The 1,627-nt window shown below is 69.4% G+C and carries 1 protein-coding gene and 1 pseudogene; both read left to right on the forward strand.

From position 1 onward, the window contains the following. A partial coding sequence (gene mutS / locus AC1DU6_RS30405; RefSeq protein WP_477861800.1) for a DNA mismatch repair protein MutS occupies nt 1–1,133 on the forward strand: 1,133 nt, incomplete at its 5' end. A 5-nt stretch (nt 1,134–1,138) separates the two neighbouring features. Next, a pseudogene (locus AC1DU6_RS30410) lies at nt 1,139–1,627 on the forward strand (hypothetical protein); the annotation flags it as partial.

Raw genomic sequence — 1,627 nt, forward strand, 5'->3', positions numbered from 1 at the left:
ACAAGGTGCCGATGGACTACCAGCGCCGCCAGACGCTGAAGAACGCCGAGCGCTACATCACGCCGGAGCTGAAGGCCTTTGAGGACAAGGCCCTGTCCGCCAACGAGCGGGCGCTGGCGCGCRAGAAGCTGCTGTACGAGCAGGTCATCGACGCCCTGATCAGCCGCCTGGAGCCGCTCACGGCGCTGGGCCGCACGCTGGCCGGCCTGGACGCGCTGGCGGCGCTGGCCGAACGCGCCGTCACGCTGAACTGGTGCCGGCCGGAGTTCGTCACCCAGCCCTGCCTGGAGATCGAAGCCGGCCGCCACCCCGTCGTGCAGGCCCGCCTGCACGAGACCGGCGGCACGGAGTTCATGCCGAACGACTGCAAGCTCGATGCGCGTACCAAGCTGCTCGTCATCACCGGCCCGAACATGGGCGGCAAGAGCACGTTCATGCGCCAGGTGGCGCTGATCGCGTTGCTGGGATCAATAGGCAGCTATGTGCCGGCGACGAGCTGTCGCCTGGGGCCGATGGACGCCATCCACACCCGCATCGGCGCGGCGGACGACCTCGCCAACGCTCAATCCACCTTCATGCTGGAGATGACCGAAGGTGCGGCCATCCTGCATTCGGCCACCGACCAATCCCTGGTGCTGATGGACGAGATCGGCCGCGGCACGTCCACCTTCGACGGCCTGGCACTGGCGTCGGCCATCGCCAGCCACCTGCACGACAAGACGCGCGCGTTCACGCTGTTCGCCACGCACTACTTCGAGCTGACCGAGTTCCCCGCCAAGCATGCGCAGGCGCAGAACTGGCACGTGTCGGCCGTGGAGAGCGGTGAGGACATCGTCTTCCTGCACGAGCTGCAGCCCGGCCCGGCCAGCCGCAGCTATGGCGTGCAGGTCGCCAAGCTGGCCGGCATGCCCGCCAGCCTCGTGCGCCAGGCTCGCGCGACGCTGGAGGCCCTGGAGGCCCGCCAGAACGCGGCCGACGACCAGTTCGACCTCTTCGCCGCCCCGCCCGCGCCGCCGCCCCTGCCCGAGCCCAGCGAGCTGCTGCAGGCGCTGGCCAAGGTCGACCCCGACGCGCTGTCGCCGCGCGAGGCACTGGAAGCGCTGTACCAACTCAAGCGCCTGGCGGCCAGCTGAACGCCATGAACCGGCGCCGCGCCGCATTGGCGCTGTTGTCCACGATGGGCCCCTCCGCCGCCCTGGCTGCGGAGCCCCTGCGCATCACCATCCCGCAGTTGTCGCCCAGCTCGCAGCAGCACGCAAGCTATTTCCCGCAACTGCTGCGCCTGGCGTTGGAGAAGACGCAGGCCAGCGACGGGGCCTTCGAGATCCAGCACTACGAGCAGCCGATGAGCGGCCAGCGCCAGTTCGTCGAGCTGAAGAACAATGGCGCCATCAACGTCATCTGGGATGGCAGCAACACCAAGCGCGAGGCCGAGCTCCTTCCCGTGCGCTTCTCGCTGCTGCGCGAACTCAACGACTACCGCGTCTTCCTGATCCGCAGGGGCGACCAGGCGCGTTTCCGGGCCGTGCGCACGCTGACCGACCTGAGCCGCTTCACGGCCGGGGCCGGCGAGGGCTGGCCATCGACCGACGTGCTGCGCGCCAACGGCCTGCCCGTGGTCACGTCC

It is taken from the genome of Roseateles sp. P5_B10 (assembly GCF_056400485.1).